Origin of the sequence: Calothrix sp. CCY 0018 (assembly GCF_963920925.1) — a bacterium.
Classification (GTDB): domain Bacteria; phylum Cyanobacteriota; class Cyanobacteriia; order Cyanobacteriales; family Nostocaceae; genus Rivularia.
Window position 1 is genome coordinate 40953 of the sequence record NZ_CAWUDI010000017.1, and the last position, 23509, is coordinate 64461.

Annotated in this window: 19 protein-coding genes; 8 read left to right on the forward strand and 11 right to left on the reverse strand. The window is 37.0% G+C overall.

The features are described from left to right. The first annotated feature begins 16 nt into the window (after positions 1-16). From ACM03V_RS14225 to ACM03V_RS14235, 3 genes are all read left to right on the forward strand, one after another. Positions 17-154 (forward strand): hypothetical protein, encoded by a 138-nt coding sequence (locus ACM03V_RS14225; RefSeq protein WP_414621446.1) that lies wholly within the window; start codon positions 17-19, stop codon positions 152-154. A gap of 1287 nt (positions 155-1441) precedes the next feature. Next, positions 1442-1645, forward strand: a complete 204-nt coding sequence (locus ACM03V_RS14230) for a hypothetical protein (protein ID WP_414621447.1) — start codon at positions 1442-1444, stop codon at positions 1643-1645. After that, a complete protein-coding gene (locus ACM03V_RS14235) occupies positions 1642-1899 on the forward strand; it encodes a type II toxin-antitoxin system RelE family toxin (protein WP_414621448.1) in 258 nt (85 codons plus the stop codon). The genes ACM03V_RS14230 and ACM03V_RS14235 overlap by 4 nt, the downstream gene beginning before the upstream one ends. Before the next feature lie 182 nt (positions 1900-2081). Here the strand turns inward: ACM03V_RS14235 and ACM03V_RS14240 are convergent, their stop codons facing one another. The 8 genes from ACM03V_RS14240 to ACM03V_RS14275 all read right to left on the reverse strand — a co-directional run bounded on the left by ACM03V_RS14240 (position 2082) and on the right by ACM03V_RS14275 (position 11592). After that, positions 2082-2630, reverse strand: coding sequence for a hypothetical protein (locus ACM03V_RS14240; protein ID WP_414621449.1), 549 nt, complete (start codon positions 2628-2630; stop codon positions 2082-2084). Between the two features lie 329 nt (positions 2631-2959). Further along, positions 2960-3196, reverse strand: coding sequence for a hypothetical protein (locus ACM03V_RS14245; RefSeq protein ID WP_414621450.1), 237 nt, complete (start codon positions 3194-3196; stop codon positions 2960-2962). Between the two features lie 294 nt (positions 3197-3490). After that, on the reverse strand, positions 3491-4084 hold the full coding sequence (locus ACM03V_RS14250; RefSeq protein ID WP_414621451.1) for a ferric reductase-like transmembrane domain-containing protein: 594 nt from the start codon (positions 4082-4084) through the stop codon (positions 3491-3493). A gap of 325 nt (positions 4085-4409) precedes the next feature. Further along, on the reverse strand, positions 4410-4589 hold the full coding sequence (locus ACM03V_RS14255; protein WP_414621452.1) for a hypothetical protein: 180 nt from the start codon (positions 4587-4589) through the stop codon (positions 4410-4412). Positions 4590-5297: 708 nt separating this feature from the next. Beyond that, on the reverse strand, positions 5298-5888 hold the full coding sequence (locus tag ACM03V_RS14260; RefSeq protein ID WP_414621453.1) for a cache domain-containing protein: 591 nt from the start codon (positions 5886-5888) through the stop codon (positions 5298-5300). Positions 5889-6337: 449 nt separating this feature from the next. Then, entirely contained in the window at positions 6338-7648 is a 1311-nt protein-coding gene (sbcD, locus tag ACM03V_RS14265) for an exonuclease subunit SbcD (protein ID WP_414621454.1), read from the reverse strand. A gap of 395 nt (positions 7649-8043) precedes the next feature. Beyond that, on the reverse strand, positions 8044-8766 hold the full coding sequence (gene cysH / locus ACM03V_RS14270; RefSeq protein WP_414621455.1) for a phosphoadenosine phosphosulfate reductase: 723 nt from the start codon (positions 8764-8766) through the stop codon (positions 8044-8046). Between the two features lie 552 nt (positions 8767-9318). Then, positions 9319-11592: a PAS domain S-box protein gene (locus tag ACM03V_RS14275; RefSeq protein ID WP_414621456.1), complete on the reverse strand. Its 2274-nt coding sequence runs from the start codon at positions 11590-11592 to the stop codon at positions 9319-9321. A 335-nt stretch (positions 11593-11927) separates the two neighbouring features. On the opposite strand from ACM03V_RS14275, the gene ACM03V_RS14280 reads away from it, so the two are divergent. From ACM03V_RS14280 to ACM03V_RS14290, 3 genes are all read left to right on the forward strand, one after another. After that, positions 11928-12194, forward strand: coding sequence for a glutaredoxin family protein (locus tag ACM03V_RS14280; RefSeq protein ID WP_414621457.1), 267 nt, complete (start codon positions 11928-11930; stop codon positions 12192-12194). Positions 12195-12336: 142 nt separating this feature from the next. Beyond that, entirely contained in the window at positions 12337-13857 is a 1521-nt protein-coding gene (locus ACM03V_RS14285; RefSeq protein WP_414621458.1) for a UDP-N-acetylmuramoyl-L-alanyl-D-glutamate--2,6-diaminopimelate ligase, read from the forward strand. 197 nt (positions 13858-14054) lie between these two features. Next, positions 14055-15452 (forward strand): DICT sensory domain-containing protein, encoded by a 1398-nt coding sequence (locus ACM03V_RS14290; protein ID WP_414621459.1) that lies wholly within the window; start codon positions 14055-14057, stop codon positions 15450-15452. A gap of 168 nt (positions 15453-15620) precedes the next feature. Here ACM03V_RS14290 and ACM03V_RS14295 read toward each other — a convergent pair whose 3' ends face one another. Next, positions 15621-17150, reverse strand: a complete 1530-nt coding sequence (locus ACM03V_RS14295; protein WP_414621460.1) for a sensor histidine kinase — start codon at positions 17148-17150, stop codon at positions 15621-15623. Positions 17151-17553: 403 nt separating this feature from the next. Between ACM03V_RS14295 and ACM03V_RS14300 the strand changes: the two genes are divergently transcribed. Beyond that, positions 17554-18219: a general stress protein gene (locus ACM03V_RS14300; protein ID WP_414621461.1), complete on the forward strand. Its 666-nt coding sequence runs from the start codon at positions 17554-17556 to the stop codon at positions 18217-18219. Positions 18220-19133: 914 nt separating this feature from the next. Further along, positions 19134-19637, forward strand: a complete 504-nt coding sequence (locus ACM03V_RS14305; RefSeq protein WP_414621462.1) for a BON domain-containing protein — start codon at positions 19134-19136, stop codon at positions 19635-19637. 207 nt (positions 19638-19844) lie between these two features. On the opposite strand, the gene ACM03V_RS14310 is transcribed toward ACM03V_RS14305, so the two are convergent. Continuing rightward, entirely contained in the window at positions 19845-22253 is a 2409-nt protein-coding gene (locus ACM03V_RS14310; RefSeq protein ID WP_414621463.1) for a CHASE2 domain-containing protein, read from the reverse strand. Beyond that, entirely contained in the window at positions 22246-23508 is a 1263-nt protein-coding gene (locus tag ACM03V_RS14315) for a DUF1822 family protein (protein ID WP_414621464.1), read from the reverse strand. Before ACM03V_RS14315 ends, ACM03V_RS14310 begins: the two co-directional genes overlap by 8 nt. Position 23509: the final 1 nt, after the last annotated feature.

A 23509-nucleotide genomic window follows, 5' to 3' on the forward strand; every position in this document is an offset into this window, starting at 1 on the left:
GTTTAATATTGGTTAAATGACAAAACTTTACTACCGAGGAATGGCTGAGAAAGACGGAAAACCGAAAATAGGGCGTAGCGCTCGTTTATTAGACATCTCCGGAAAAGAAAAAGACCCCTCTCCAAACCTCTCCCCCACTGGGGGAGAGGCTTAAAACCCCCATTCCCTCATAGGGAAGGGGGGTAGGGGGGTTAGGTTTGTGTGTAATTTAAAACCATAGAAATGTTTTATTTTCCAGGATTAGTTATAGCAGAAAACATTTGGCAGGAGCTTGGCTCATCAAAGATGTTTAGAGCCTTTAGTTTAGGCTATGTTTGGAAGACTTATGAGGGTGAAGTTTATAAACCACTAATAACATCATTAGATTTAAAAAATAAGCTTCATGAATTACTAATTTTGCAATAGTATCAGTAGGAACTTTTGACCCATCCACCTAGTATTTTTATGACATGGTAATATCTTGGTTAATATTAGTCACGATGATTTAATAAAGCTTTAGGATGTGGAAACTCTTGAGTGCATGAAAACCCTGAAGGTAGATCGCCTTTATGAAGGAATGAACATTAGGGGGGTGACTGGGTTAACAGCAGCGCAGCGATCAGTGCTTTTGGCTTTGGGGGCTGTGGAAGGTGTAGAGTAAGTAGGTTTTTGATGGGGGGGCGATCGTTTCTTTAAGATAGTTGGTAATAAGGGGGCGATCACTTGCTTTAGTCTTATCACCAGAAGTGCGATCGCCTTTACGAAACATTAAAAGATCAAATAGATGATATTCAAATATCCACGCTTTCTCGATACATTAAATCTCTGGGTGGCAGTCTGACAATCATCGCGCGTTTTCCTGATCAAGAGGTTGTAATTTCTCAGTTCGATTGATACTCGACTAGCGATCGCTCATTTGACAGATTTGCTCAGAGTGCGATTGTGATCAAACGCATAGTCATAGCTGATGGCGATCGCCTACTACCCCTTGTGTTTTTTATTATATTTAAGAATATTATTAAGTAGGTTGGCACAAATTAACCTAACTATGTAACAGATTGTAAATAGCCTTCAAAACCTTGCGATTGCTTCATTTCACTTCGTTCCACTCGCAATGACATACCTTGGTTTTTTAACGCCGACTTACTTAACAATCTTTTCAAAGGACGCGCATTCGGATACGCTCATCTTCAACCACACTGAAATGTCCTGCCCAGTCAGAGCGAGATGCTATGGCAGTCGCCACTTTTTAAGCTCTAGCTTACCTAATTACAACCCGATTGTAACTGAAACTGGAGATTGTATGTATTAGAATATTAATGCATCGCGTCCCTCTGGTCAGTCCTATCGTTTACTCTCCTATACAGCAAGCTAAGCTTTCTCTATGTCCTTTGGAACAAACACGTAATAAAAGTACGCGATCGCCTATACTAACTCAATTAGATTAACAAGAGGTTTAAAAATGGAAACCACAACCAAAAAACAGCAGTTATTAAAAATAATCTACGAGAAATTAGAACAAGCTTATGAAGACACTTTAGAAGATGTTATAGAACTATTAGACATTCGTAAAGAAGAAGATTTAGAAGATGTTCAAGCGTTTAAGGATGCTAAAAATGATAATAAAATACCTTGGGAACAAGTACAAAAGGAACTAGATTTGTGACTTATCAGGTTGAATTTACCAGTAAAGCATTTAAACAATTAGAAAAATTATCAAATGATTTACAACAACGAATAAAAATTAAAGTATATGAACTAGCTGAAAATCCGCGTCCAAGTGGAGTTGTTAAACTAGAGAATAGCGATAAATACCGTATTCGCGTTGGTAGCTATAGAGTATTATATCAAATTGAAGACGATTTGTTAATAATTACTGTTGTTAGAGTAGGGCATCGTAGAGAAGTTTATAAAGAATGAAAGTCAGGAATCAAATTAATGAAAACTGGTCTTATAGATTTTTTGCGATAAAACATATAGATATAGCGGTTCTCAGTTGAATGTAATATAGTCGTAACAATGGGTTAACTAACTAATCATATCTATTACAACATAAGCACCAGTTTAAAGCAGATGCTCCCAGTCACCAAATTCAGGTCAAACTATTGTGCTTTATGTTTGAGATAACGTCTCACAGATGAACTAATACCAATAGTAGCAAACACTAATGTTCCCAAGATTGAAGAAGGTTCTGGAATAGAAGTGCCATCAATCGCTATTGAAAATTTTACAGCAGTATTAATAGGAATTGTTTGTGCATCCGCGAAAAGATACTCTCCTACGGGAATTACTCCTTCATTAAAGGTTATTTTTTTCCCATCTGGAGATGTTTGAATATTTTTGTATATGTTAGAAACTCCATTCCCCCAGACTGCATTTTCATTGGGGTCAATTGTGAGAAACAAACTAGTTACATTGAAGTTAGAATCATTCCTAGATACAAAGGGGAATGCGCTAGTACTAGAGGCAATTTCTTGACCGGGGAAACAAACACCTACCTGGCTGCAAGTCCCAAGTACAATATCAGAGGCTTGGGGGATATAGGAATCTAATTGAGGATTGATTACAGTCAGAGCCATTCCTTTACTACTTATGGTTAAAAAGCTTACTAGAGCCATACCGTAAATTACTGGTAGTTGTCTTAAGTTCATCGATCAATCTCCTAATGTTAAATTGAATTTTTGCAGACTTACTGAGAAAGACAAGCCGCTTTCTAAATACACATTTAGCAAAGCGCAGTACAGTTTAGCTACACAATGCGATGTAATTTTTATAAAGTATAGCTTACATATTTTTACTGGCTTTCACCAGGCAACTTAAGCAAGTTAATTTCAACTTAAGGCTTTTGTAAATAAACAAAAGCAATATAATCAACAAAAATTTCTATAATTTAAAAATGTAAATTTAGCATCTACCAAAAGATATATTTTGCACTAAATAAGTTTGATGGAAAAAAAGATCGATGCTACATACAAATAAATTATTGACTATTGATACGGATTATTTGCTCTACTGAGACTCTGGCTATTTTCCGTAAATTTTGAGTAATTGTATCTGCTTGCACGCACAAACCAATACTTAGTAATCCGAGAACTCCAATTAGTAAACAGAAAGATTTATATTGGGATTGTTCGGGGCTTTTTACTTTTTTTATAGGTGATTTTAATTCTGTAATTAATTCTTTTTCTATACTAGGACTCCAATTATTTTTAATCACAGAATTCAAATCCGATCTATTCCTTATATCTAAGTATTCGGAATAATAGTTTAGAGGATTGTAATTCTCTCTATTAGACATTTTTGTTACCTATAATGATTTGATTATTATTTGGAATACCATAGATTTATCTCTAGGACTTACGCAACCGGTACATTTTTCTTGTAGGGGGCTGTGACACTTTGAAAAACTCTGAACGTAGTAATAAGGTTTTTGGTGTCACGCACCAGCCGCACCGAAGTGACAATTGCGTAAGTCCCGATCTCAAACTAATCAAGCTACTCAAATTACAGACTATGATGACTTTGCTTCCAATCTCTTCCTTTTGATGGAAAAATAAACAAACAGAAATATAATTATCAATTCTAAAGGAGTTAAATAGCTCCAAGATGGTGACATTTTATCTAGAATATGCCAGGGAAGAATAAGTAAGATAAGATATGTTAATTGATGAAGCTTTTTCCAATTATGCTTTAAGCCTTTTACACTCCAATCATTTGAAGTTATTGCAAGTAGACTCATGATAAACAATATCAAAATACCTTGAAAGTATCGAATATATGTATCAGCAGATAGTAAATTAATATTTTTTTGAATTATCATAAGTAAACCATGATTAGATGCTAAAACGTAAGATATAATCCCTATATGTCGTCGTCTTTTCAATAGCCAAACCAAAATTTTATTGCTACGCATATTTGGGAAGACTGTTCTAAATGTACTTGGTAATAAAGTTGCAATATAAGCTATTAATGCCAAAAAACCCAGAAAATTTGCTAGAGTTACAGGCTTAAAGTATAAAGCTAGAAGTACAAATGCGATGTAACTAGTTAAGCAGAGAGTGAGAAAAATGAGAGATTGTTTGCTTTTGACAAGATTTGTGAGCATAAATAATTCAATGCATATATCTTCTGATTCAATGTATATATAGTAAAGATTTATTTTAAAAATCTCACTACTTTTAGCCTCTAATGTATTCCCTGACTTACACCAGGTAACTTTAACAAGCTAAGCTCAACTTAAGGCTCTCGTAAATAAACGAGAGCGATCGCCCACATCAGCCTCATCACCAAAAATGCGATCGCTCTACGAAGATTACGAATATAGATTATGTAGGCTCGCAAGTTATTTTTTATTATTTCTTACAAACTAATTTCCCGTTCACATTATCAATTGTCTTGCAACTACCATAACCAACTAGTCTTGTATATTTTTATTGACCACGTTTATCTAGACATTCAGCTTCCAAAGTCGGTTCAAGACCAGGACGAACATTAGTAACTTTAATATTTCTGCAAGATTGAGTGTAACTTCCGGCGGGAGCCGCAAAAGCTGGCAAAAGTAACATCTGAGCAGCAAATAAAGAAGAAACTAAAATGACTTTTTTCATCATCTTTTTACTCATTTTTGATGGATTTAAAAATCTCTTCTACGCTTCTATAGTTTGCATATTTTCCCTTACTTATACAAGGCAACTTTAGCAAGTTAGTTTCAATTTAAGACTTTTGTAAACAAACGAGAGCCATTTGCTGAAAGCAGCAGTGCTGAGTGCAAAGCACAGGCTCCGCGATCGCTTATAGAACCCATTTGACATTTAAGACTGAAGAGCAAGCCTTTTAATCATCAGCCTAATAAAACTGCATATTAATTTTGGCAGTAGCATTAGTTAGATTCCTCTTAAAGTTCTTAATAGACATCTCCGGAAATGAAAAAAACCCCTCTCCAAACCTCTCCCCCACTGGGAGAGAGGCTTAAAAACCCCCATTCCCAAGTAGGGAAGGGGGCTAGGGGGTTAGGTCTATGTGTAATTTGAAACCATACAAATGTTTTCCGGAGATGTCTAATGAGAATTTTGCATCTTGTAATCCTTGCATTTAACCGCTCAATCACCCACCTGGCTGCAACCGGGATAAAGCCAGATTTACCTTGCAGTTTTTTCTTTTGTTTCGATGGCTTCGGCGAAAGCTCATAAATATCTAAATTTTAAATATTTTAGGACTTACGCAAGCCCCCCTTAAAAAGGGGGGTTGGGGGGATCGAAAATGTCTGGAACACTATATTTTACGTTATTGATGCGTAAGTCCTATATTTAATGTAATAACTATTCTCTTTTTTGTATATCTTCTAATCTTGCTAATAAAAGGTCACTGATAATTACACCCATTAGCTTAGAATCGTTATTAAACACTGGAACAGAATAAGTTGTTAAAAGAATATCCTCGCCAGCTTTTCCAATATCAAAGTAAGGAACGCTCCAAACAGGTTTTCTTTGCTTTACTGGAACGTCATACCAAACTGCATTCGCGTATATAAATTCCTTGGCTATATCTTTACTTTGAAATCCACTTTTATTTCTGAATACGAAAGGACAAGAACAAAGTATTTCAGGTGAGAAAGCAAAGGCACTGCCGAGTATTTCTGGTTTTTTTTGTAAGTGATTTGTTAAAGAAGTAAAAATATCATTTATATCTATAGGAATATGCTGAAAAGAAGGAACTAGTTCAACAGTTGCTTCCTGAATAACTTTTCTTATTTTATCCCTATGATTGACTACTTGTTTACTTTTTAAAATAGCGAGATAGCCTTCTAAATAAGAAATATCAAAGTTAATATTTTTAAATATATTATTCATTTTTTTGTTAATGCTATTTCGGAATTGCCAATGAATTAATGATGCACCGCGACTAATCATTAGTAGGGTGCTTTACTTTTATTTTAAACAACTGCATCTCTAAAAAGTTGAGATACACGCTTATTACTAAAATCTAGCTCGTTCGGGGAACAGAAGGGAAGAAAAGGAGAATCAATCAACCCCTAAATCATTAATATCACACAAAAAGTTTATACAATAAAAATATAAATTTAAAAACGATATATTTTTACGAATTTTTGGTAAATTTTTAGATTTGGAATAAAAAAAAATTTCCGAGGAATAAAAATAATATATAATGTCTAACCGTCGATATTTTATTATGATTTCTTTATCAACACTATATAAATAATTTAACTTCGTATTTGGAAGGGAATGGGGAGTAGGGAGAGAATAAATAACATTGGTAATCTTTTATATCTCGATGGGAACAATATTATTTATGTTCGCTGTTTAGCATCTCCCCAAACTTAATTAATAGATAGTTATTTTTATAGCAAACGCAACTGTGTATTTTCACGATTTTCAGAGGCTTTTACATCTTCCGAATCCTCGCTATTAAAGGAGTTTAACAAATCATCCTCATCATCTCCTAATAATGTATGTGCCGCTTCTAACATAATCCCTGCTATATCCTGAAGGTCTTCACGGTTGTTTAAATAAGTTTTTAATGCTTCCATCGGATCGATACTGCTACTAGTGCTTAATTCTGGAACGCGGGGACGAGCTAACTGACTTACTAATTCTGGATGAATAGTATAAGTATGCGCTGGACTTAACATTTCTTGCAATGAAGAGTTATCAATTAAATCGAGCTGTTCCGAACGAAGCTTGTAAACCAACCTGACAACCGCATCTTCAATATTGTTTTTGGCTATAGATTTGGCGATCGCCGTTAATGGATCTTCTGTTTTCGACACGTCTACTTCAATGGTAAGGAAGGCGCGAACTGGTAAAGGGCAAAATTCCCATTTAGCGCTACCCGATTCGACTTCTACCATTACATAGCCTTTGTCTTCCTTTTCTTCGCTAAAATCAACCCGTTCGATGCTTCCAGGATATATTACCGGGGGCTTGTTTGACTTATTCAAATTTTGGTGACGATGCACGTGTCCTAAAGCTACATAATCAAAGCAAGGACGTGTTATTAAAGATAGAGGAAGAGTGAAACCTTTACCCACGGCTAAAAAACGTTCCGCTCCCAAGTTTGCATTATCAGCCATTAAATGAGCTAAAAGTACAATCGGTATATCGGGATCGAGACGACGGATTTCTCCTTCCAATACAACTTGCAAACGTTCAGTTAATAACTGATTGATTTCTCCTAACGATAAACCTTGAGTTTCTTGACGAGTCATCAAAGCAGAACGAGTTAACCAAGGTAAAGTAATCACCTGTACTTCACCACTTCGAGTTTGAATATTATGCGTATCTAAAGTATCACCTACTACGATTCCAGGAACCCCCAAAGTACGGTAAATACATAAACTTGCTCCACCTTGCCCTTGAGAATGTTGATCGTGATTCCCCACAAGCAATACAGTAGGAATTTGGGCATCTACCAAGCGGCGAAACTGACCCGCAAACGCTTGCTGTACGTAAGGTGGTGGAGTTGCATCGGGGAAAGCATCGCCACCAAACAACACCAAATCTACCTGTGATTCAATAGCGCGATCGATACATAAAGATAAAGTACCGACAAAATCTTCCAATCGCGTATTTAAACCAGTTTCCGGATTGATACGTCCGTGGGTAAAACCGCTTCCCATATGGATATCGGAAAGGTGGAGAATTTTAATCATAAGAAGGTGGTTAGTTGATAGTTGTTAGTGGTTAGTTGTTAGTTGAAAGTTATTTTTTTAATCCAATATTTTTGAGGCAATATAATTTATAGTTTATACGCACATCTTCCACTATTCTCAATGCTACCTGAAAATAAAATTTCACGGCTCATAGCGAAAGTTGTCGTTATTCGATCTAAAAATTATTTTTAGTCTACTTGAGTAGACTTTGTTTATTAGCCTGGGAATTTATTCCAAGGCGGGTTAGCGAGCAGTATTAATAATGGTGTTCCAACAATTTCACGCTTCTTATCGATACAAATCAAAATACAAAAAGACGTTGCACTGCAACGTCTCTACATCATTTCTATTTATCACTATTTAGATGAAATAGTACAACTCCTAACAACTAACTCTTAAATGTGAATTCCACATTCAGTTTTACCGCTACCACGCCATCTTCCATCGCGTTCGCTTTCACCTTCTCCAACTTTAGTGGTGATAGGTTCATCGCCAATGCTGGGATAACCTTGGTCGTGTAAAGGATTGTAAATAACTTTGTGTTCGCCAACGAAATCCCAAGTTTCTTTACGAGTCCAGGTAGCTAAAGGATTGATTTTAAGGCGACCTTTTTTATCTAATTCAAAAATCGGCATATTTGCACGAGTTGGTGCTTGATCGCGTCTGCGCCCGGTTATCCAAGCGACGGTATCAAGTTCGTCTAAGCCTCTTTGTAAAGGTTCGATTTTAGTAACATCGTGAAATTTTGCAATGTCTTTATCCCAAAGCGCTTCACCGTATTTAGCAGTAAAAGCTTCGCGGCTATCAACATCCTCATTTTTATAAACTTTCAAATTTACGTTATAAAGCTGCTTAACTTTTTCCACTAATTCCAAAGTTTGGGGGAAATGAAACAGGGTATCGAGAAAAATTACAGGTGTTTGCTGTTTGAGTTCGCGATAGAGAATGTCAGTGATCACAATATCATCGACATTAAAAGCGCTAGTTTGCACCAACCCTGTAGGAACATTCTCTGCACTCCATGCCAAAATTTCTCTTGGATGAGCAGTTTCGTATTTTTGGTTCAACTCTTCCAAGTTGAAATCACTCTTATTAGTAGATGCGGTCGAAATAGTCATAACAATTAATCGTTTAAATGCTTGCATCGTCAGGATAAAGTAATTTTACCGCACAAAGGCACATATTCCGGTCGGGATTCAGCAGTTGACAGTTAGGAGTTACCAATTAAGTAGTTAACTACATTGTTCTACGTGCCGCGATTTATCGCTCTCAAGGACTTAAGTCCTTACTACAAACTGGTCACTGATTAATCACTGTAGTAATTACTAAGTAATATTGCGTATTTTTAAGTTTTGATATGCTTTTGTAGACAATTATACGGAAATTGCTAATCTAGTAAAAAGGTATTAAAAACAAAAGGTTGTGAAAAATGAAGGAATCAAAAACTGTTAATCCACTCAAAGAATCTTTACTAATGGGCCTTTTGGTGATGATTACTGGCGCAAGTGTAATCACTATCATGAATATGTTTTAAGACAGAAAATAAATTTTCATTTAATATAAGTTTACAAAACCCCACTCTTAGCTGAGAGGGGTTTTTAGATTTCTAAGCTGCGTTTATACATTCTTTGTTCCCAATTACCAATTACCAATGCCCAATTCTCCATTTCCTATTCCCTATTCCCTGTTCCCTGTTGCCGATAATAAATAGGAATCTCAATAATAAAACTTGTTCCTTTACCAAGTACAGATTCACAAAATAATTTTCCTTTGTGTTTATCTACAATAATTTGGTAGCTCACTGATAAACCCAATCCCGTACCTTTGCCTACTTCTTTAGTGGTGAAAAAGGGGTCAAAAAGTTTTGATATTATATTTTCAGGAATACCGAAGCCGTTATCGTAAATGCAAATTTGAGCGGTATTTTCGTTGATTTTTTTAGTGTTAATAGTAATTTGAGGGATAAAACTAAAATTATTTGAATAACTATTTTCTCTTATTCCTTCCTCTAAGGCATCAATTGCGTTAACTAAGATATTCATAAATACTTGATTTAGTTGAGAAGGATAGCATTCAATTAAAGGAAGAGTGCCGTATTCTTTAATAATCGCAATCCCAGAAACATCAAGTTTTGGCTTTAAACGGTTTTGTAAAATCATTAACGTAGAATCTATACCTTCATGAATATTGACTTTCTTGAATTCAGATTCATCTAACCGTGAAAAATTACGTAATGATAAAACAATCTCTCGAATGCGTCTTGTACCTTCTTCCATTGAGCGAATAATGTTTCTCAAATCTATTTTAAGAAAATCAAATTCTATATTGTCAATTTTTTTCTGAATTTCTTGTGCTGGATTTGGGTAATGTCTTTGATATACTTCTACAAGTCCGATTAAATCTTGGGTATATTCGCTAATAAAAGAAAGGTTTGCATGAATAAAGTTAGCGGGATTGTTAATTTCGTGAGCTACACCTGCTACCATTTGACCTAAACCGGACATTTTTTCAGTTTGAATCAGTTGTGCTTGGGTAAGTTGTAATTTTTTAATAGTGTTTTCTAACTCAACAGCTTTTTCTTGTACCTCAATTTCAGCTAATTTTTGCTTAGTGATATCAGTTACGCAACCGAACCAAATTATTGAATTATCAGATTGTAATTCTGGTTTAGAAATGTCTTTTAACCATTTTTGTTTATTACTTCGGGTTGTAATTCTATATTCGTATTCCAAATTATTTAAGGTTTTAGCTGAAGTAGTAATACTTTCTTTTATTTCAGAAATATCATCGGGGTGGACTAGTGCAAACAATAAATCAACATTTTCATAAACTAAAGAAGGTTCTATTTCATAAATGTCTTGACATCCAGAAGATATAGAAGGAAATGACATTTTACGCTGGGGAGTTAAGCAAAATTCGTAAATCATCCCCGGTACATTATCCGTGAGTTTTTTTAGTCTTGCTTCAGTTTTATGGAGTGCTGCGGTACGTTGTTCAATTCTTAGTTCTAATGTTTCATTAAGTTCTTGAAGCGCATATTCGGCTTGTTTTCGCTCGGTAATATCAACAACACAGCCATCCCAAATAATTAAATTATCTGGTTTTAATTGAGGTTTAGAAATGCCTTTTAACCATTTATATTTACCACTTGGAGTAGTAATCCGCCATTCATATTCCCAATTTTGTAGAGTTTGAGCAGAATTGGCAATTGCTTGCTTGACTCCACCAATATCGTCGGGATGAATCATTGTAAACAACAAATCACCATCATCACACACCTGTTGCGGTTCAACTTCCCAAATATCTTGACACCCAGAAGAAACATATAGAAAAGACTTCGCACCATCGGGGTTTAGTTGAAACTGGTAAATCATCCCCGGTACGTTATCTGCTAACCGACAAAGACGAGTTTCAGTTTCACGTAACTGTGCTGTACGTTGTTTTACTTTAACTTCTAATGTTTCATTTAGCTTTTTGAGTTTTTCTTCTGTTTGTTTTCCTTCGGTAATATTGTCAAAAAAACCAAAAATACCCACCACGTTACCTTCACTATCGCGTAAAGGAATTTTACTCGTATCTAACCAAAATAGATTTCCATCAGCTTGAACTTGAGTTTCAATAATATTTAATTCGGGCACACCACTATCCATAACCCGCTTATCGCATTGGCGATAAAAATCCGCTTCCTCTTTTGTCCAAGGTAAATCATAATCGTTTTTACCCACTATATTGGACGGTTCACCAATACCAGCATCATCAGCAAAATTGCGGTTGCAGCCCAGATAAACCGAATTCCGATCTTTCCAGAACACAGAATGCGGGATATTATCGATCGCAAGTTGAAATAATTGTTGCGAGGATTGTAATTCTGCTTTTAACTGCTGATTTTCCTGCTTGAGGGATTCATAAATACTTTTATCAACAGCGATCGAATTTTCAGTCATGGTAGAAGTTTTATTTATAATTACAGCGTTCAGTATTTATGATTCCCAAATATCAGTGAGCAGTGAACAGTTACAGCCGATTTCATCTGAATGAGGTACAGAACATATCGTTATAAGGCAAGGGAGCAGGGGGGCAGGGGGAATGTACCTCGTTTACCTGCAAAGTGCTGTATCAGTTATCAGTGAACAGTTAGGAGTTAGAAATGTAGTGGGAGCGTCTTGCTTTCTGCCGACAATAAAGCTGTAAATTTCTAATTTCTCCCCATCACCCCACCACCCATTACCAATCACCCATTACCAATTAGCCATTACCAATAAGCCATTAGCCAATAATCATGAAATTAATTTTATACAGCAAACCGGGATGTCATTTATGCGAGGGTTTGCTCTCAAAGTTGGAAACAATAAAGCAAGCCCCGGATTTCGCGTCTTTAGATTTAGAAGTGCGAGATATTACGACTCGTGAAGATTGGTTTGCTGCTTATGAGTATGAAGTACCAGTGTTGTGCGTACTAAAAGATGATAATTTACAAACAATTCCCCGCCCTTCTCCTCGTGCTTCGGTAACACAGCTAGAAAAAACTCTCCGGAAGTATATTTAGGTATTTGTATATCGTGAAAAATGTTGCAGAATAGGCGCTGTTGCATAAATCAATCATATTTTTACGTCTTTTAAGCTGAAGACAATCTAAAATCTAAAATCTAAAATCCAAAATCCAAAATCCAATTGACGAGGTTGACTAAATGAAACTGCGTGAATTACTAGGTGCTATTGATGGTATGTCGCAATTACCACAACATCCCGCTATGGATGCTGAGGTAAACGGTTTGACGACGAATTCCCATGCTACCAATGTGGGGGATGTGTTTATTGGAATGCCGGGTACGCGAGTTGATGGCGGAGATTTTTGGGAAAGCGCTATCAAAGCTGGTGCGATCGCTGCTGTTATTTCTCCCCAAGCCTATGAAAAGTTTCCTCCCTTGGCTCCCCCTTATCAAGAAGGTGTTGACGGAAATTCTCCTTTGGTTATCGTCGCGGCAGATATGAAGTCAGCTTGCGCTCAATTAGCTGCGGCTTTCTTCGATTATCCCGGACAAAAATTAAAGTTAATTGGCGTTACGGGGACAAATGGTAAAACAACAACCAGCCATTTAATTGAATATTTTCTTAGTAAAGCTGAGTTACCTGCGGCTTTGATGGGAACTCTGTATACTCGCTGGAAGGGTTTTGTCCAAACTGCTGCTTATACTACCCCGTTTGCGGTGGAGTTACAAAAACAATTAAAAGCCGCTCTCGATGCTGGTAATGAATATGGAACAATGGAAGTAAGTTCCCATGCTTTGGCACAAGGAAGGGTTTTGGGTTGCAAGTTTGAAGTTGGAGTATTTACCAACCTGACTCAAGATCACCTAGATTACCACAAGGATATGGAAGATTATTTTGCTGCTAAAAGCTTACTATTCAATTCCGATTATCTCGCGGGAAGGGCAATAATTAACGCCGATGACTTGTATGGTAAGCGGTTAATAAAATCTTTAAGTGATGACAAAGTGTGGAGTTACAGCGTTAACGATTCCACTGCTGACTTATATATGAGTGACTTGAGTTATGAACCCAATGGCGTTAACGGCACCATGCACACGCCAAAAGGTGACGTAGCTTTTAGTTCGCCACTAGTCGGACAATTTAACCTAGAAAATCTATTAGCAGCCGTAGGAGCCGTTCTAAACTTCGATTTAGATTTACAAATTATAGCTGCTGCGATACCCGAATTTGAGGGAGTTCCCGGACGTATGGAAAGAGTCCAAATTGACTCAAACCAAGATATCAGCGTGATTGTAGATTACGCTCACACTCCCGATAGTTTAGAAAACTTGTTAAAAGCATCACGCCCATTTATTCCGGGTAAAATGATTTGCGTATTCGGTTGTGGTGGAGACAGAGACAAAACTAAGCGTCCCAAAATGGGTAAAATCGCCGCTGAGAAAGCCGATTTAGCCGTAGTTACTTCCGATAATCCCCGCACCGAAGATCCAGAAGCCATTTTACAAGATATCTTGACTGGAATTCCCGATACAGTTGAACCGATGGTGATTGGTGACAGAGCTACGGCAATTCGTACTGCAATTATGCAAGCCAAATCCGGAGACGGAATATTATTAGCAGGTAAAGGACACGAAGATTACCAAATCCTCGGTACGGAAAAGATTCACTTTGACGATAGAGAACACGCGCGGGAAGCTTTGGGGGAGAGGATGGGGTGATGGGGTGATAGGGAGAGGGAGTAGAGGGGGTAGATTAAGTAATTCATAACTCCTAATTCCTAACTCCTAACTCCTAACTCAATTCTAATTTTCGATCTTTTTGTGAAAAAATTACACTTAGGGGGGAGAATCTAAGAAAGTATTATTTATTGCTATATACTTCTTGGGTTTTCCTTTTTTTGTTTTCTGTAGTTGTTATGAATTTATCTCCACCTCAGAACTTATCTATCTATCAGTTGGCAATGGATGTACAACTGCCTCCGAAACGTCTAATTCTTAGTTCTGCAACTCTGCTGTCAATGGTAAAGTCACAAATTGATTTACTAATAGAACAGAAAATCTCGGCTACTATTGTGGCTAAATTTCCACCGTTAAATATTTTTGAGTCGGAATTAAAGCGTTATCACCAGCATTTAGGTGATGCTACTATTTATAATTGCCAACTGGCTCAGGTTGGAGAAGTTAAAGCGGATATTAATGCGGATGTTTCAGTTATAAAATCCTATCGTTTGCTGCAACTGATCGCGGATAATCCCCAAATTGAGCGAGAATACTTTTTAATTATTTTGTCTGCGGAATTTTGCAGCTTGATTTTGGCACATCGTCCTTCTAAGATTAAAAAGCAAGTTTTAAATCAAAGAAATAATCAAAAAATTCCGTCGATGGTAACTGTTCATACTTTTGACGGTAATGTAATTCAACGAGTATTAAATGGTATAAAAAATTTTATTAACTCAAAAGATTTTTATAAAATAACTGACGAATTTATTTATCCTCAAGTACCAGAAGCAGCGTTCACAAGTCAATTATTTATGACACAAGTTAAAAAACAAGAAGAAATAAATTCTCGAAAATACAAAAGTCGTTTCAGCAATTTTAAACAGCATAATCAAACACTTCGTAGCAAGTTACAAGCCAAGGATGAATATTTAAGGAATGTGTGTCAAGAATTACTTTCTCCTCTGACGCACATCAAGACAGCACTTTCGCTGTTAAACTCTCCAAGTATGAAAGCACCTCAGCGACAGCGTTATTTGGACATGATTAAACGAGAGTGCGATCGCCAAAATTATTTGATGACTGGCGTAATGGATCTCGTCGAGTTGGAACGTAATTTAGACAATACTTTTTTGGAACCTGTATGTCTGTCTGAGATAGTTCCAGGTGTTGTCAGCACCTACCAACCTCTAGCACAAGAAAGAGGCATCATGCTCGCATATACCGTACCAAACGATTTACCTCATGTTTGGTGTGTCAGCGGTGGCTTAAGACAAATTGTAATTAACCTTCTTTCTAACTGCATCAAATTTACACCTAATGGCGGTCAAGTTTGGGTAAGAACTCGCTTACACCCAGGTTACGTACAGTTAGAATTCCGCGATACTGGTATAGGCATCCCGGAACCGGAAATTTCTAAAATATTTAATCGTTTTTACAAAGTACGCCCCGTTGCCAACGAAGAAACAGCAAGCGCGGGTTTAGGTTTAACTATTGTAGAAAAATTAATTCAGCGTTGTGGTGGAAGTATTTCCGTCTCTTCAATTCCTGGTGAAGGTTCTAGTTTTAAAGTACTTTTAGCCAGCGTTTCGGGGTGATGTGGTGATGGGGTGATGGGGGGACAAGGGGACAAGGGGACAAGGGGATGGGGAGAGAGGTTAGCAATTAACAATTACCAATTACCAATTACCAATTACCAACTCCTAACTCCTAACTCCTAACTCCTAACTCCTAACTCCTAGCTCCTAACTCCTAACTCCTAACTCCTAACTCCTAACTCCTAACCTTTGACCTTTAACTTTTAACCCATATTGTGCAAATTTATCGAAGCAATTATTAGAATTACTGACTTCTTCCAAGGGCAGATAAATCGTTATGACTTCGCCATGTTGAGGGCGTTCGCGTACAGTCAATTTACCGCCAATAGCTTGGAATAAATGCTTGGTGGCAGCCAAATTCAGGCTAATTGTACCAGTTTCTGGTTGAAACGTTAGTAATTGACCAATTGCTTTACGAATGGGTGGCGTATTACAAGATTGGGCTGTTTTAATGTTTTGGGGAAAGTTCGGTTGCAGTTGCAGCTTCAACTGATGCCCAGCTTGAATTACTCGCACGCTTATATTGCTACCCGCAGGTAAGTTGCGAGTAAAGTTTTCTATCAAGCCAGTCAGAACTCGATCGAGCATGACTGGGTTCGTTACTACGGTAGGCAAAGAGGGCGGTAAAACCACATCCAATGTTAAATTTCGCCGATTTGCAGCTTGTTGCCAGCGAGGAATACTTTGCTGCAACATTTGCTCCAAACACATAGACGTTAGCTGAGAGCTTGATGGATTTGTGGAAGAAGATGTTTCTAATTCCGCAGCCCTAAACAGCAGCTCCATACGATCTATTTGTTCGGTGCATTCGCGATCGATAGATTGCAATCGTTTAATAACTTTGTCTGGTAAATCTTTCTGCTTTAACAATAAACGAGTTGTAGTCCGAATAGTTGTTAAAGGAGTACGCACTTCATGAGCAAAAGCTTGCAACAATTCTACGTCAGAACGAGATATATGTTTCGTTGATGTAGAAGTGGCATATTCGTGAGAGTCATGAACTTCTTCAAACTTACCTTCAAACTTACTTTTATGTTCTACCGTTGCTTTACCGTGAAATTTTGTTTCCTTATCGTGAGGCTCTGGATACTCTGCGAGCAACAACTGACTAAACTGCATAACCAGTCGATAATCAGGTGCAACCGGGTAATATTCTTGTACCAATTTATCCAATTCCATGAAGAAATCGGGATTACTTAGCATTACCCTACCAGCAAGAGCCTGCCATGCTTTTTCAATTACTTCTGGTTCAAAAGAGAATAAAAACTTGCTTTTTTCATTATCTTCTTCTGCTAAGACTAATATTAATGAAAACTTTTTTGTAAAAATTAGACAAAACTGTTCCTTCGACAAGGGATCTACCTTTAGCAGAGGTAAAACCGACTCATCAGAAAGATTTTCTGGTGTTGCGATCGCATCGCCGGACATATGAAAAGGCATCAAAGCCAAGGGATTAAATGGCTTAGCCGTAAAAGTTACAGTCCGTAAACACTGATTAAGCTTAGACTCGCACAATACAGGTGCGGGTGCAGCCAAAACTAATCCTTGATTGGCTAATGGTGCAACTACAGATAAAGAATTTAACAGCAACTGTTGAGCAACAGAAGTAGCTATACGCCATTGTTGTCGTGCTTTATGCGACGAACATTCAGCCTGAATAGCTCCCTTTGCAACTAAAATTTCCTTTAAACTCGGCAAAATCCACTTATACTCATACACTAGGGTTCACCCCTTTATTTCAAAGCGACTAACAGCTTCAGAAACTGGTGATTCACTATTACTTATGAGCTTACCTAAAATATATCTTCTAACAAAAGTAGTAGAACCGAACAACATTAGGTGCGATTTCCGTTTTCAGTTATCAGTAGCGAGTAACTTATTCTTCCGCCCATCTCCCCATCCCCCCATCCCCCCATCTCCCCATCTCTCCATCTCCCCATCTCTCCATCTCCCCATCTCTCCATCTCCCCATCCCCCCATCCCCCCATCTCTTCCCAAATTTCCCCCTGAAGACAGATGCGAATTCTTAACTGATGATTGATTGCAATTGGAGTTCGACAAGGGAGAACAGTTGTACGGACACATAAATTGGAGAATTTAAATGGCTTTGGGCGAAAATAGACGTGCTGTTGGTACATTTTCGAGTCGTAACGATCTTGAATATGCTCTGCGGGAACTTAGAGATGATGGCTTTGATATGAATAAAGTTTCTGTAATTGCTAGAAATAGTGATACTGGTAATCAAGTTGCTGGTGTAGAAACGACTGATGATGTTGGAAACAAAGCTGATGAAGGTGCGGCAGCAGGAGCGCTTACGGGTGGGGTTTTTGGAGGTATAACAGGTTTAATGGTGGGCTTGAGTAGTTTAGTCATTCCTGGTGTTGGCCCAATATTGCTTGCTGGTGAGATTGCTACGGCTCTGATAACAACTGTTGCTGGGGCTGGTATTGGTGCTGCTAGTGGTGGTTTATTAGGTGCGCTGGCTGGCTTGGGAATTCCTGAAGAAAGAGCGCATATTTACAATTCTAGAATCGAGCGCGGCGATTATCTATTAATTTTTGATGGAACGGAAGCTTCTATTAATCGTGCTGAGCTTATTGTCAAAAATCGCAGTATTGAAGAATTTGAAATTTACAATGCTCCAAATCCGGTATTAAACAGTTCGGATAATGTAAATACAAAGGCGTTAAGCGAAGCTCTACCGAAGGTAATGGGCGATACAGATCCTCAAGTTGTAATTATTGACAGTCGCGAATCTGCATTTTAAAGGAAATGGGGAGCAGGAGTTAGGAGTTAGTAATTGTTCACTGCTCACTGTTCACTGCTCACTGCTCCCTGTTCCCAAGTAATTAATATTACTAAAACTAATATCTAATATAGGTTTTGTTGAATTTATAAAACTTTTGGATAGGAACTGTATTGATGAGAAGTAGGTCTTATAGAAAAATAATGTCGAGAGATTTCAACCTTTTACTTACAAGATTCTTGATTGATTTATTCGCTTCTCAAAACAGATCGAAAGTGTCAAGAGTGTAAAGGGTGAAATTATAGTTATTTTTTTTAACATAAGTATCTATAAATAACTAAGTCTTAGCAACAAAACATCAAAGTTATTGCGACTTAGGTCATGTTCAGTTGTTAATTCTTAATGAATTGTACAACTATTTATTAAATTTTTATATATACCAGTTTTTTAAAATACTCATTGTTCAGCAATAATGCTTAAATTAGCGTAAAAAAACTGCAATAACTCACTTCAGTGTAAAGATAGATAAATTTGCTGTATTGAGCTTCTGTAAACTGTTTTAAGTATGATTCTCAGTTAGATTTATTAAACTAATAGAAACTTTGAAAAAAGTGTGGCTAAATTTCACAAATTTGCTAACATCAAATAGCTGCTGTTCGGCGGCCTTGCATACACGCATTTAAAAACTCTTGACGAAGATGTCGAGTGCATATAAATGTAATCCCTTATGCTTTGTCGCACTGTTGATGGTTTACACCTCAAAGATTACAGGAAAACAACTGAGAGGCAAGTAAACTTATCCGATAGTTTTGGTTTAATTTAGTACCTTTTATGGTACTTGCTCAAATCCATCTTCGATTGTTTTTTTAACATTCGCTCCTCAACACAACACACGGATTTATTAATTGCTTAGAAGGGTCTATTAGGAGATTCAAATGAAAAAATTTATTCCTCTTCTCATTAGCGGTATTTTAGCTACAGGTGCAGTTGGTTGTGGTGAAGAAGCCGCTAAGACTGGTTCTGAGAATCCAATACAACCATCTGCAAGAGAAGCTAGCGAGACAGAAGGTTTAAATCAACCTTTAAGCGAACCTGGAGCAGTTCCTGGAGCGGAAAGCGCACCTATAGATCCAACTGCTGTAACCGAAGGCGCAGATCCGCTAGCAAGCGATTTATCAAAAGAAGTTAGTAAAAAGCTAAAAGAAAATTTACCAGCTAGCAACCTAGAAGTTACAGAGCAAGAAGGAGTTGTTACCGTTGGCGGTACAGTTTCTTCCCCTGAAGAACTTCAGCAAGTTGAACCTTTAACTACAGGAGTTAAAGGTGTGAAAGGAGTAAATGTTGAAGCAAATGTTGATGGTGCTGCTCCCGCTCCCGAAGATGTTGTACCTGGTGCTGAAGGTGCTGCTCCTGATGCTGAAGGTGACAATCCTCAGTAGTAAGTAGACCAAATTTATTTAATATCTAATAATGTAGAGACGTAATACCCATTCGTCTCTTTTATTTTGGATCGGGGATCGGGGATTGGGGATTGGGGATTGGGCATGGGGAATTAGCCAGGATGGTGCGTTGCGCTACGCGACAACACACCCTACGTCTATTACCTATTACCTATTACCTATTACCTATTACCCATTACCCATTACCTATTCCTTTTTCACACTCAAGACTGCAACAATTCCACCCGTACCAAGTAAAGCTAACATTGAAGGAATTAACGGCAACCAACCGCCTTTTGTTAATGCAAACCAACAAAGTATATATAAAATAATTGCAGCGCTACTAATTGCTATTGTTTGATGTATTCGGTTTTGCCAGAACCAAATTATTATTCCACCCGTACTAGAAAATAATAAAACTAAAATAGTATCTCCCCATTGAGGAAACCACCATAATAAAGTTCGGTTGTCTTCTACCGCACTCAAAATTTGACTTATTGCATGAGCATGAATAAATAATCCTCTAATTTCTCCGTAAGCTGTATCGTGAGTATCGCGAATGCTTGTTGCTGTAATGCCAATTAATACGATTCTATCTTTTACCCAATCAGGATTAAAATTATGACTATTTTCTAAAACATCTCTGATGGTAACTTGTTGGGCGATTGTAGGGGTATTACGATAATTAATTAATAGTTGATTCCCGCTGGCATCTAAGTTTTGATATCCACCACTTTGAGGCTGTAAGCGTTTGATAACAGTATCGCCAAACTGCCAATTTTTATCTACTGTTGTAACAGGAATTCCTTTAGATGTAGATGTAGATTTAGATTTAAAATATCTATATAATAATTGCCAAGCAAAAGAATAAGTTGTGGTACAACGAGAGATATTTGCAATCGGATTGGGACTCCGGGATAATAAATACCTCCTAATGGTGTCTTCTTGATTTTGATTTTGCAATTTATCATCAAATAAATCGACGTATCCTACTTGTTTTTTGGCAATATTTGGTGGTGGTGCAACACTATTTTTGAGATTATTTCCCGCACAAATGGCAATTAAATTTTTATTTTCTTTCCATTGATTAAGTAGGGTTTGTTGCCGATTGTTTTTATTATCGTTTGTAAGTACGGGTTGATCTCGAAATATATCTACTCCAATCGCTGCTGGTTGATATGTTTGAATTTTTTCTACAAGCTGGCTTAAAGTTTGATCTGGTATGGGATAACCGTATTTATTACTACTAATATCTTCTTCATCAGCACCAATAATTAAAATTCGCTTGTCTGCTTTTTCAACAGGCATTTTTTGCATTAAAAAATCAAAGGCTTTTAATTCCCAGGGTTGCATTATTCCCAACCATCTCAAACCCATCAACAATACTGTAATAATTACGCTGCTAAAGATTACGGTAGAAATTTTTGGTTTAACATATGCTCTACTAGATGAAGGTGAAGGAGAAGGAATATCAATATTTCGTAATTGCTGCCAAGTCGGGGGAATTTCTGCGGGATTTTGAAAAATTACGGGTAGCCAAGATGCACCGGGAAATTCTCCTTCTATTCCCTGCAATCTTTCTCTTGCTTCTCTTACTGCTAAATAAAAAGATTCACCTCCAGCAAAAATTGTTAGAAAATGTTTTAAGAATTGCTGCGCTACACTATCGGGCACGGGTTCCCGCATCACAATGATTTGCGGTATGTGTAAATCTATTAACTGAGCGGCTAAACCTAAACCTTCGCAGGAGTTAAAAATCGCTAGCTGCAAACCTCTTTCGATGGCTTTATGGAGAGCATTTTTTAATTCATTAATTGTTAAACTATCGCTGTTATTAATATAAATATTGCCGATATTATCGTCGCACTGAGTATTACTATGTCCGGCAAAAAATAGAATATCCCATCCCTTTTTATCCCAAAGCAATTCATCTAATTCTCTGCGCTGGGGTTCTACTAAAAATACTGTTTCCGCATCTTTTAGTTGTGTAATAACCTTTTTGTCTGTTTCAACGTCAATTCCGTTACTATCACCAATAATGGCTAAAATTCTCACTTTTTTACCGGAAGTATGTTTGATTTTTCCCGGTTCAAAATTCAAAGAACTTAAAGACATTTCTGTACGAGGATAATCATCAAAAAACTGCCAGTTGTACCAAGGAATTTTGCGTAATTGATTATCTTCGGTTTGAATAATAAAATGAATTTCGTCTTCAGGATGCAATTCTTTACGCAATTGACGCTCTATTGGGCGAAATTCTGGAGAATCTAACCAATTATCCAAATTTATTTTCAACTGCTGACAAACATCGTTAAAATCAGCATGACTAACGTGAGTTATATCTGCTTCATCAATAGTTATATCGTCATCGTCATCTTCATCTTCATCTCGATCCAAAGTTAAAGGCTGAATGCTGCGAATATTAATTGAACGGGCTTTGTATAATAATTCGTAAAAAAGTTGCCAGCGACGATAAAGTTCTACTAATTCGGGTATTGCTGGTAAGCTGCCAGTAAATTGCATTACTTTACCAGATAATTTTAATTGAGCAGTTACGAAGGGAAAGCCTGTTTGTACACTTCCTTTTCCTAAATTTAATACGACTACTTTACTCATGATTTCCTGGCATTTCAATCGCAAAATCTTCGGTGATGCTAAAGTTATCCAGCGCAACTTCTACGCTAAATTTTTTACCTATCGGACAAGTAAACCGTTTTAACTGAATTAAGTTATCTTGAGTGCGCGATTCTAGTTGCTGCAACACTTTCCCGGTGCGCGATCGCAATGCTAATTTCATGTTTGCTGGTAAGTAAGTTTCGCCAGCAGCAGGGTGTAACTGGATACGAACGCCGATTTTATTATCGTTTTCCCTAGTTAAACCAATTAGCAATGCTACCGATTTATTACCTAGCTGTATTCCTAAATCAATTATTTTTGCTGCTTCCACAGTCATTTCTTTAGAAGCATCACGTTGTCTGAAAGCAAAAGCTAGATTTCCGGTATCGGGATTTATTAATGTATCTAAAGATTGCCAACCAGTTTCAAATGCTGACTCAAACCATTGTCCTAAATTTACCGCAGCTTTGTTAATTACTTGGGTAATTACTTCGCGTCTATTTTCCCTTTGCTGTTGTTGATATAGTTGTTTTCTTAAGCTATCGTCGCCAATAAATGCCCCCCATTTTCTAAAAGGTACATCTAAACGCGGTGAATAAAGATTTGATTCATTGAAAATTTCTAGTAATTCTTGTATTTCAGCTTTGGATAAAACGGGTAATGCTTCTACTACGGGTTTTGGAGTAGGAAAAAGTTCGATTCCCATCCACATTGCTGTTAAATCTTCGGTTAATTCTTCAACTGCAATAGAATAAGTTTCATCTGTTAAATCATGTTCGCCAATTTCTTTTAACTGCTGATTAGTTGTATATCCACATATTCGTAACCAGCATTCTGATAAATTTATTTCTACTGCTAAATAGTAATTACCTACCCACTGCGGTAAATCAACCCACTCGCGAGGAACTTTGAATTCGGAAAAATCTTTGTCTTCGTGAGGTATTAATATCAGTTTCGCTGTATCTAATTCAATTGCTGTACCGTTAACTACATTCCAAATACTAGATAAATCGTTTTTTTGCCAAATCTTTAGGTTTTGAGATGATAAATCTGTTTCGTTTTGAATATAATCTTGCAAATATTCTAAAACAGTATTTGTACAAAGAGAATTTAGATAACTTCTCCAACGTGCGGTTGCATTATCATAATGATGCTGTTGCGTTTCTTTCCATATCTTTTCTCGTTGCTGTTGAGAAAATTCGATAAAAATCTGTTCTGGGTAAATTAATGCTAAATCATTTATAGTTAAATTCATT

Bases quoted from the DNA above. Each gene is read 5' to 3' on its own strand.
- ACM03V_RS14230 (WP_414621447.1), top strand. From the start codon at position 1,442: ATGGAAACCACAACCAAAAAACAGCAGTTATTAAAAATAATCTACGAG.
- ACM03V_RS14275 (WP_414621456.1), bottom strand. From the start codon at position 11,592: ATGACTGAAAATTCGATCGCTGTTGATAAAAGTATTTATGAATCCCTC.
- ACM03V_RS14315 (WP_414621464.1), bottom strand. From the start codon at position 23,508: ATGAATTTAACTATAAATGATTTAGCATTAATTTACCCAGAACAGATT.
- ACM03V_RS14305 (WP_414621462.1), top strand. From the start codon at position 19,134: ATGAAAAAATTTATTCCTCTTCTCATTAGCGGTATTTTAGCTACAGGT.
- sbcD (WP_414621454.1), bottom strand. From the start codon at position 7,648: ATGATTAAAATTCTCCACCTTTCCGATATCCATATGGGAAGCGGTTTT.
- ACM03V_RS14310 (WP_414621463.1), bottom strand. From the start codon at position 22,253: ATGAGTAAAGTAGTCGTATTAAATTTAGGAAAAGGAAGTGTACAAACA.
- ACM03V_RS14240 (WP_414621449.1), bottom strand. From the start codon at position 2,630: ATGAACTTAAGACAACTACCAGTAATTTACGGTATGGCTCTAGTAAGC.
- ACM03V_RS14225 (WP_414621446.1), top strand. From the start codon at position 17: ATGACAAAACTTTACTACCGAGGAATGGCTGAGAAAGACGGAAAACCG.
- ACM03V_RS14290 (WP_414621459.1), top strand. From the start codon at position 14,055: ATGAATTTATCTCCACCTCAGAACTTATCTATCTATCAGTTGGCAATG.
- ACM03V_RS14285 (WP_414621458.1), top strand. From the start codon at position 12,337: ATGAAACTGCGTGAATTACTAGGTGCTATTGATGGTATGTCGCAATTA.
- ACM03V_RS14280 (WP_414621457.1), top strand. From the start codon at position 11,928: ATGAAATTAATTTTATACAGCAAACCGGGATGTCATTTATGCGAGGGT.
- ACM03V_RS14255 (WP_414621452.1), bottom strand. From the start codon at position 4,589: ATGATGAAAAAAGTCATTTTAGTTTCTTCTTTATTTGCTGCTCAGATG.
- cysH (WP_414621455.1), bottom strand. From the start codon at position 8,766: ATGACTATTTCGACCGCATCTACTAATAAGAGTGATTTCAACTTGGAA.
- ACM03V_RS14250 (WP_414621451.1), bottom strand. From the start codon at position 4,084: ATGCTCACAAATCTTGTCAAAAGCAAACAATCTCTCATTTTTCTCACT.
- ACM03V_RS14260 (WP_414621453.1), bottom strand. From the start codon at position 5,888: ATGATTAGTCGCGGTGCATCATTAATTCATTGGCAATTCCGAAATAGC.
- ACM03V_RS14300 (WP_414621461.1), top strand. From the start codon at position 17,554: ATGGCTTTGGGCGAAAATAGACGTGCTGTTGGTACATTTTCGAGTCGT.